The sequence below is a fragment of the Streptomyces sp. NPDC057486 genome (assembly GCF_042802415.1).
Classification (GTDB): domain Bacteria; phylum Actinomycetota; class Actinomycetes; order Streptomycetales; family Streptomycetaceae; genus Streptomyces; species Streptomyces yanii.
Map to the genome: position 1 here is coordinate 41,376 of NZ_JBHVEE010000071.1, position 7,373 is coordinate 48,748.

6 protein-coding genes are annotated in these 7,373 nt (G+C 69.7%); 2 read left to right on the top strand and 4 right to left on the bottom strand.

All coding sequences use genetic code 11. From position 1 onward, the window contains the following. Positions 1–254 precede the first annotated feature (254 nt). The 4 genes from ACFU6I_RS28725 to ACFU6I_RS28740 form a co-directional block, all read right to left on the bottom strand. The gene (locus ACFU6I_RS28725; RefSeq protein WP_384371908.1) at positions 255–1,613 is read right to left on the bottom strand and encodes a class I SAM-dependent RNA methyltransferase; all 1,359 of its coding nucleotides are present in this window, start codon (positions 1,611–1,613) and stop codon (positions 255–257) included. 101 nt (positions 1,614–1,714) lie between these two features. Then, positions 1,715–3,760, bottom strand: coding sequence for an APC family permease (locus ACFU6I_RS28730; RefSeq protein WP_384371910.1), 2,046 nt, complete (start codon positions 3,758–3,760; stop codon positions 1,715–1,717). A gap of 120 nt (positions 3,761–3,880) precedes the next feature. After that, positions 3,881–4,921, bottom strand: a complete 1,041-nt coding sequence (locus ACFU6I_RS28735) for a 1-aminocyclopropane-1-carboxylate deaminase (RefSeq protein ID WP_384371912.1) — start codon at positions 4,919–4,921, stop codon at positions 3,881–3,883. 72 nt (positions 4,922–4,993) lie between these two features. Continuing rightward, positions 4,994–5,686, bottom strand: coding sequence for a GntR family transcriptional regulator (locus ACFU6I_RS28740; RefSeq protein ID WP_384371913.1), 693 nt, complete (start codon positions 5,684–5,686; stop codon positions 4,994–4,996). A gap of 314 nt (positions 5,687–6,000) precedes the next feature. On the opposite strand from ACFU6I_RS28740, the gene ACFU6I_RS28745 reads away from it, so the two are divergent. Together ACFU6I_RS28745 and ACFU6I_RS28750 are read left to right on the top strand one after the other, a co-directional pair. Continuing rightward, entirely contained in the window at positions 6,001–6,669 is a 669-nt protein-coding gene (locus ACFU6I_RS28745; protein ID WP_026242838.1) for a TrkA family potassium uptake protein, read from the top strand. After that, positions 6,669–7,346, top strand: a complete 678-nt coding sequence (locus ACFU6I_RS28750) for a TrkA family potassium uptake protein (protein ID WP_037701202.1) — start codon at positions 6,669–6,671, stop codon at positions 7,344–7,346. The genes ACFU6I_RS28745 and ACFU6I_RS28750 overlap by 1 nt, the downstream gene beginning before the upstream one ends. Positions 7,347–7,373 lie beyond the last annotated feature (27 nt).

Consider the following 7,373-nt stretch of genomic DNA (forward strand, 5'->3'; position numbering starts at 1 on the left):
CATCACGGAACGTCAGCACCGAGATGCGAACGGGCGGGGACGACCAACGGCTCGGAAGCCTGCCTCCCCGCCCCTTCGAGGGGCCCACCGCCACACGGCTGAGGGCTCCGTCAGCGGTCACCAACCACACATGACGACCCGTCAAGAATTGCGCCGTTCGTGCGTCATACGTGCGTCACGTGCGTCGAACATGCGTCAAGACATCGCACCTGGCGCACGTAACACCCATCACGCAGACTCGGAGAAACAGCAGGTCAGTGGCCCTTTTCGGCGGGCTCAAGGATCGCAACGCACTCCACGTGATGCGTCATCGGAAACAGGTCGAACGCCCGCAGCGTCCGCACCTTGTAGCCACCCTCCCGGAAGTACGCCAGGTCGCGGGCCAGTGCCGCCGGGTCGCAGGCGACGTACGCGATGCGGCGGGCGCCCAGGCCGGTCAGGTGCTTCACCGTCTGCTTGCCCGCGCCCGCGCGCGGCGGGTCGAGGACGATCAGGTCGCACTCGGTGATGCCGGTGCGGGGCAGGACCTGCTCGACCTTGCCGTGCTCGATGCGGACCCGGTCGAGGTCCTTCAGGTTGTGGCGGGCGTCCTCGACGGCGCGCTTGCCGGACTCGATGCCGAGCACCGCGCCCTTCTCGCCGATGCGCTGGCCGAGGGCTCCGGCGAACAGGCCGACGCCGCAGTAGAGGTCGAGGGCCGTGTCGTTCTTGCGGGGCAGCAGGCCCTGCATGACCGCGCGGACCAGGGTGTTGGCGGCCTGCGGGTGGACCTGCCAGAAGCCGCCGGAGCCGACGCGGTACGTGCGGTCGTCGGCGCGTTCGCGCACGAAGCCGCGGCCGTGGACCCGGTGGACGCCGCCGTCGCGTTCGTCGACGCGCAGGACCGAGACCGGCTTGTCGAGCTCGACGAGCGGCAGCCGGGCGCCGGGCTTCGGGGTGAGGATGACCTGGCGGTCGTTGGAGCCGGTGGCGGTGATGGCTTCCACCGAGGCCATGCCGGTCCAGTCGCGCTTCTCGATGCCGAGTTCGGAGACTCCGGGCGCCGCGATCATGCAGTGCTCGATCGGCTCGACGTCGTGCGAGCGGTGCTTGCGCAGGCCGGCCCGGCCGTTCTCGTCGATGGCGTACTGGACGCGGGTGCGCCACGCGGGCACCTCGCCCTTGGGGAGCTTGTCGCCCTCGGCGGGCATGACGGTGCCGTCCCAGCCCGCCTCCTCGGGGGTGAGGCCGGCGAGGCGCTGGAGCTGTTCGGCGATGACCTCGCCCTTGAGCCGCCGCTGGGCGCCCGGCTTGGCGTGCTGCCAGTCGCAGCCGCCGCACTTGCCGGGGCCGGCGTACGGGCAGGGGGCCTCGACGCGGTCCTTGGACGGTTCGATGATCGTGACGGCGTCGGCCCGCAGGAAGCGGGAGTCCTTCGCGCCGTCGGTGACCCGTGCGACGACCTTCTCGCCGGGGAGGGTGTGCCGCACGAAGAGGACCCGGCCCTCCGCGGTACGGGCGATGCAGTGGCCGCCGTGGGCGACGGGACCCACCTCGACCTCGTACTCCGTGCCGATCAGTGAGTCCCCGGTCTGCGAGTCCTCGGCCGGCGACGAGGGGGTTTCGTTCTGCATGAGGGGGTGGCTCCAGAGATCAAAGGAAAAACGGCCGGACAACAACCCACAAGTCTACGTGGGTGGCGTCCGGCCGCTTACCAAACGGCGGGCACGGGGAGTCAGCTCTTGCTGGGCTCCTTGGTCCTTCGTTCCACGGGGCCCCGGCGCACCGAACCCGGAGCGTTCCAGTCCGCGCGCTTCCTGGCGCGCTTCTTCGCGGCCTCGGAGGATTCCAGCTGGTACGGGACGGACGTCACCATGACACCGGGGGTGAACAGCAGCCGCCCCTTGAGGCGCAGGGCGCTCTGGTTGTGCAGCAGATGCTCGTACCAGTGGCCGACCACGTACTCCGGGATGTAGACGCTCACCACATCGCGCGGGCTCTCCCGGCGGAGGCTCTTCACGTAGTCGATGACCGGGCGGGTCACCTCGCGGTACGGGGAGTCGAGGATCTTCAGCGGAATATTGATGCCGCGCCGCTCCCAGTCCTCCTTGAGCGCCTTCGTCTCGGCCGGGTCGACGCTGATGGAGAGCGCCTCCAGATGGTCGGAGCGGATCAGCTTGGCGTACGCGAGCGCGCGCAGCGTGGGCCGGTGCAGCTTGGAGACCAGGACGATGGAGTGGACCCGGGAGGGCTTCATGCTGTCGTCGGACGGGGCCTCGTCGGCGGAGATCTCCTCGGCGACGCGGTCGTAGTGCCTGCGGATCGCGGTCATCGTCCCGTAGAAGATCACCATGCCGAGCAGGGCGACCCAGGCACCGTGGGTGAACTTGGTCACCAGGACGACCACGAGGACGAGGCCGGTCAGGAAGGCGCCGAAGGCGTTGATCGCGCGGGAGCGGATCATGTGGCGGCGCTTGTCGGCGTCCTTCTCGGTGCGCAGGTGGCGGTTCCAGTGGCGGACCATGCCGGTCTGGCTGAGCGTGAAGGACACGAACACGCCGACGATGTAGAGCTGGATCAGCCGGGTCGAGTCGGCGCCGTAGATGACGACGAGCAGGGCGGCCGCGCCGGCGAGCAGCACGATGCCGTTGGAGAACGCGAGGCGGTCGCCGCGGGTGTGCAGCTGGCGCGGCAGGTAGCGGTCCTGGGCGAGGATCGAGCCGAGCACCGGGAAGCCGTTGTACGCCGTGTTCGCCGCAAGGAACAGCACCAGGGCGGTGGCCGCGGCGAGCACGATGAACAGGAAGCTGCCGTTGCCGAAGACGGCCTCGGCGACCTGCGTGATCACCGGGTCCTGTACATAGCCGGGGCCGACCGGCACACCGCCTTTCAGCAGGTCCTGCCCCGGGTTCTCGGCCATCCGGACGTCGGTGACCAGGGCGAGGGCGATGATGCCGACGAGCATGGTGATGGCGAGCACGCCCATCATCGAGAGCGTCGTCGCCGCGTTCTTGGACTTGGGCTTGCGGAAGGCCGGGACGCCGTTGGAGACCGCCTCGACGCCGGTGAGCGCGGCGCAGCCGGAGGAGAAGGCGCGCAGCAGCAGGAAGACAAGGGCGAAGCCCGCGAGGCCCTCCTGCTCCGCCTTGATGTGGAAGTCGGCGGTGGGCGCGCGCATGGTGTCGCCGAGCACGAGAGTGCGGAAGGCACCCCACGCGATCATGATGAAGACGCCCACGACGAACACGTACGTCGGAATCGCGAAGAGCGACCCGGACTCCTTGACGCCGCGCAGGTTCATCAGCGTCAGCAGCAGGATCACCGCGACGGCGCACAGCACCTTGTGCTCGACCACGAACGGGATCGCCGAGCCCAGGTTCTCGATGCCGGAGGTGATGGAGACGGCGACGGTGAGGACGTAGTCCACGAGCAGCGCGCTGGCGACCGTCAGGCCGGCCTTGGGGCCGAGGTTGGTGGTGGCGACCTCGTAGTCGCCACCACCGCTGGGGTACGCGTGCACGTTCTGCCGGTACGACGCCACCACGGTGAACATCACCATCACGACCGCCAGGGCGATCCACGGGCTGAAGTGGTACGCCGACACGCCCGCGACAGACAGGACGAGCAGAACCTCGCCAGGCGCGTAGGCAACGGAGGACAGGGCGTCGGAGGCGAAGACGGGGAGGGCGATGCGCTTCGGCAGGAGCGTTTCTCCGAGCCGGTCACTGCGCAGTGCGCGCCCGATCAGGATCCGTTTGGGCACGTCGGTCAGTTTGGACACGCAGAGGATCGTAAGCGTTCCGTATGGAGGCCGCTCACACACCACCCCCGTCGCCCTGCAATCTCCTGCACATAGCCGAGAACGCCACGGATTCCTTAACGGAATCCTTGCACTCACCGGCTACGAGAACAGCGCGCTGTAACCGTTCAGTGCCGGTTGGCCACCGAGATGGGCGTAGAGGACGGTGGCGTTCCGGTCGATCTCGCCGCGCGCCACGAGGTCGACGGTGGCGGCCATCGACTTCCCCTCGTAGACGGGGTCGGTGATCATGCCCTCGGTGCGGGCGGCCAGCCGCATGGCGTCGAGGGTGGTGTCGTCGGGGATGCCGTACGTCCCCGCGTGGTACCGCTCGTCCAGTTCGATGTCGTCGACGGTGATGTCCCGCCGCACGCCGATGAGCTGCGCGGTGGCGGCGGCGATCCTGGCGATCTGGTCGCGGGTACGGGTGGGCTCGGCGGAGGCATCGACGCCCAGGACGCGGCGGGGGCGGCCGCCCGCCTCCTCGATGGCGGCGAAGCCCGCGACCATGCCGGCCTGGGTGGAACCGGTCACCGAGCAGACGACGACGGTGTCGAAGAAGACGCCGAGCTCGCGTTCCTGCTCGGCCACCTCGTACGCCCAGCCCGCGAAGCCGAGTCCGCCGAGCGGATGGTCGGAGGCGCCGGCCGGGATGGCGTACGGACGTCCCCCGCCCTCCTCGACCTGGCGCAGCGCCTCTTCCCAGCTCTCCTTGACGCCGATGCCGAACCCGGCGCGCACCAGGCGGACATCGGCGCCCGCGAGGCGGCTGATCAGGATGTTGCCGACCTTGTCGTAGACGGCATCGGGCCACTCCACCCAGCTCTCCTGGACGAGTACGCACTTCAGGCCCGCCCGGGCCGCGACCGCCGCCACCTGACGGGTGTGGTTGGACTGCACGCCGCCGATCGAGACGAGCGTGTCGCAGCCCTTCGCCAGGGCGTCGGCCACGAGGTATTCGAGCTTGCGGGTCTTGTTGCCGCCGTACGCGATGCCGGAGTTGCAGTCCTCGCGTTTGGCCCAGACCGCCGCGCCGCCGAGGTGGGCAGTGAGACGGTCGAGGCGGTGCACGGGCGAGGGGCCGAAGAGGAGCGGATAGCGGGCGTACGAGGAGAGGGAGGCGGAGGGGGCGGAGGTGGTCATGGGGCTCCTGACGTCATGGGGTGGCGGGTTCGGCGGGCTTCTGCGGTTCCGGTGGTTGCTGCGGTCGGCCGGTCAGGGCGCGTCGGCCGATGTCCCGTCGGCGGGTTCGTCGTCGGCGGGTTCGTCAGCCAGCTCTTCGAGGGCACGCCAGATCTCCGCGGTGATCCGGGCGGCGGCATCCGCATCGCGCGCCGCGCACGCCTCGATCAGCCGGTCGTGCAGTCCGGCCGAGCCGTGCGCAGCGCTCTCCGTACCGAACTGCCGCCATTCCAGGCGCCGGATCAGCGGCGTGTACCGCTCGACGGTGGCGGCGACGGCGCGATTGCCGCAGGCGGTGACGAGGACGTCGTGCAGCTCGTCGTCGGCGCGCAGCGCGCCCGCGACGTCACCGCCCCGGGTCGCGGCCCGGAAGCGGTCGTTCGCCGCGCGCATCGCCGTGATGTCCGCGTCGGCGAGCAGGGGTACGGCGGTGCGGGCGGCCAGTTCCTGCATGGCGCGTACGACGGCGGCGGCGTCGCGCACGTCGCGCGGGACGAGCTGTGTCACCCGCGTATAGCTCTGCGGTTTGCTCTCGACGAGACCTTCGCCGGTGAGCCGGGACAGGGCGTCGCGGACCGGGGCACGGGAGAGTCCGAGCCGTTCGGCGAGGTCGGCGTCGCGCACGGACGCGCCGGGTGGGATTTCGCCACGGACGATGGCGTCGCGGATGGCCCCGTACGCGGTGTCCCGCAGCAGAGTCCGTTGGACGGGCCGGAGAGTCTCCATGAACTGACATGTTAGATGTCTGTGAGCTCTCGGCTCAAGGGTCCGGACCCCGGGCCCGATGTCATGTGCTGTGCACACGGTCGGCACCCGGCGACGCGCACCGACCCCCGGCGTTCCGCTTTACCACCCCTTTGCAGGCACCGCCACCGTGAAAGCACACTCGAATGAGGCGACGCGTCCGTGGCCGCATAAGCTCATCCCGGGCAACGCCGAAAAACGTTGCCCCGTTGTTTGCCCGGCAAGCTGAGGAAAGAGTGTGAGCAGGGTGTTTTCGCAGGTCAGCCGGACGACCAGGACTGCGAGGTAGGCGCAAGGTGCACATCGTCATCATGGGCTGCGGGCGAGTAGGAGCCGCTCTCGCGCAGACCCTGGAACAGCAGGGGCACACAGTCGCCGTGATCGACCAGGACCCCACGGCGTTCCGGCGCCTCGGGTCCGGATTCGGCGGACGGCGGGTCACCGGCGTCGGTTTCGACCAGGACACCCTCCGTGAGGCGGGGATCGAGGAAGCCGGTGCGTTCGCCGCGGTGAGCAGCGGCGACAACTCGAACATCATCGCCGCCCGGGTGGCCCGCGAGATGTTCGGCATCGAGAACGTCGCGGCGCGGATCTACGACCCGCGGCGTGCCGAGGTCTACCAGCGGCTCGGCATCCCCACGGTCGCCACCGTGCGCTGGACCGCGGACCAGATGCTGCGGCGGCTGCTGCCGTCGGGTGCCGAGCCCCTGTGGCGCGACCCGAGCGGTGGTGTTCAGCTCGCCGAGGTGCACACCACGCCGTCGTGGATCGGGCACAAGATCAGCACGCTGCAGGAGGAGACGGGCGTCCGCGTGGCATTCCTCACCCGACTGGGCGAAGCCATACTGCCTTCGTCGCAGACGGTGCTGCAGGAGGGCGATCTCGTCCACGTGATGATGCGTACGGACGAGATCGCGAAGGTCGAGGCGGCCTTCGCCGAGGGCCCTGAGGAGGGCGGTCACTGATGCGTGTCGCGATTGCCGGGGCCGGCGCGGTGGGCCGTTCCATCGCGGGCGAGCTGCTGGAGAACGGCCACGAGGTGCTGCTCGTGGACAAGGCGCCGACCGCCATCTCGGTGGAGCGGGTGCCGATGGCCGAGTGGCTGCTCGCGGACGCCTGCGAGATCACCTCGCTGGACGAGGCGGCGCTCCAACGGTGCAATGTCGTGATCGCCGCGACCGGCGACGACAAGGTGAACCTGGTCGTCTCGCTGCTCGCCAAGACGGAGTACGGCGTGCCGCGGGTCGTCGCCCGGGTCAACAACCCGAAGAACGAGTGGTTGTTCAACGAGTCGTGGGGCGTCGATGTCGCGGTCTCCACGCCGCGTCTGATGTCCGCGCTGGTCGAGGAGGCGGTGAGCGTCGGCGATCTGGTCCGGCTGCTGCGCTTCAGCCACGGCGACGCCAACCTGGTCGAGCTGACGCTGCCCCCGGAGTCGGCTCTCGCCGGTACCCAGGTCGGCGATGTGGCGTGGCCGGAGGACACCTCGCTGGTCACCATCATCCGCGGTACGCGGGTGCTGACGCCGAGCTCCGAGGAGACGCTGGAGGCCGGTGACGAGCTGCTGTTCGTGGCCGCCCAGGCGCGCGAGGAGCAGCTGGAGGACCTCCTCTCGGTGCGCCGCGAGATCAGCGGCGGCTGACGGAAGCCGTCCCGTATTCCTGTACGC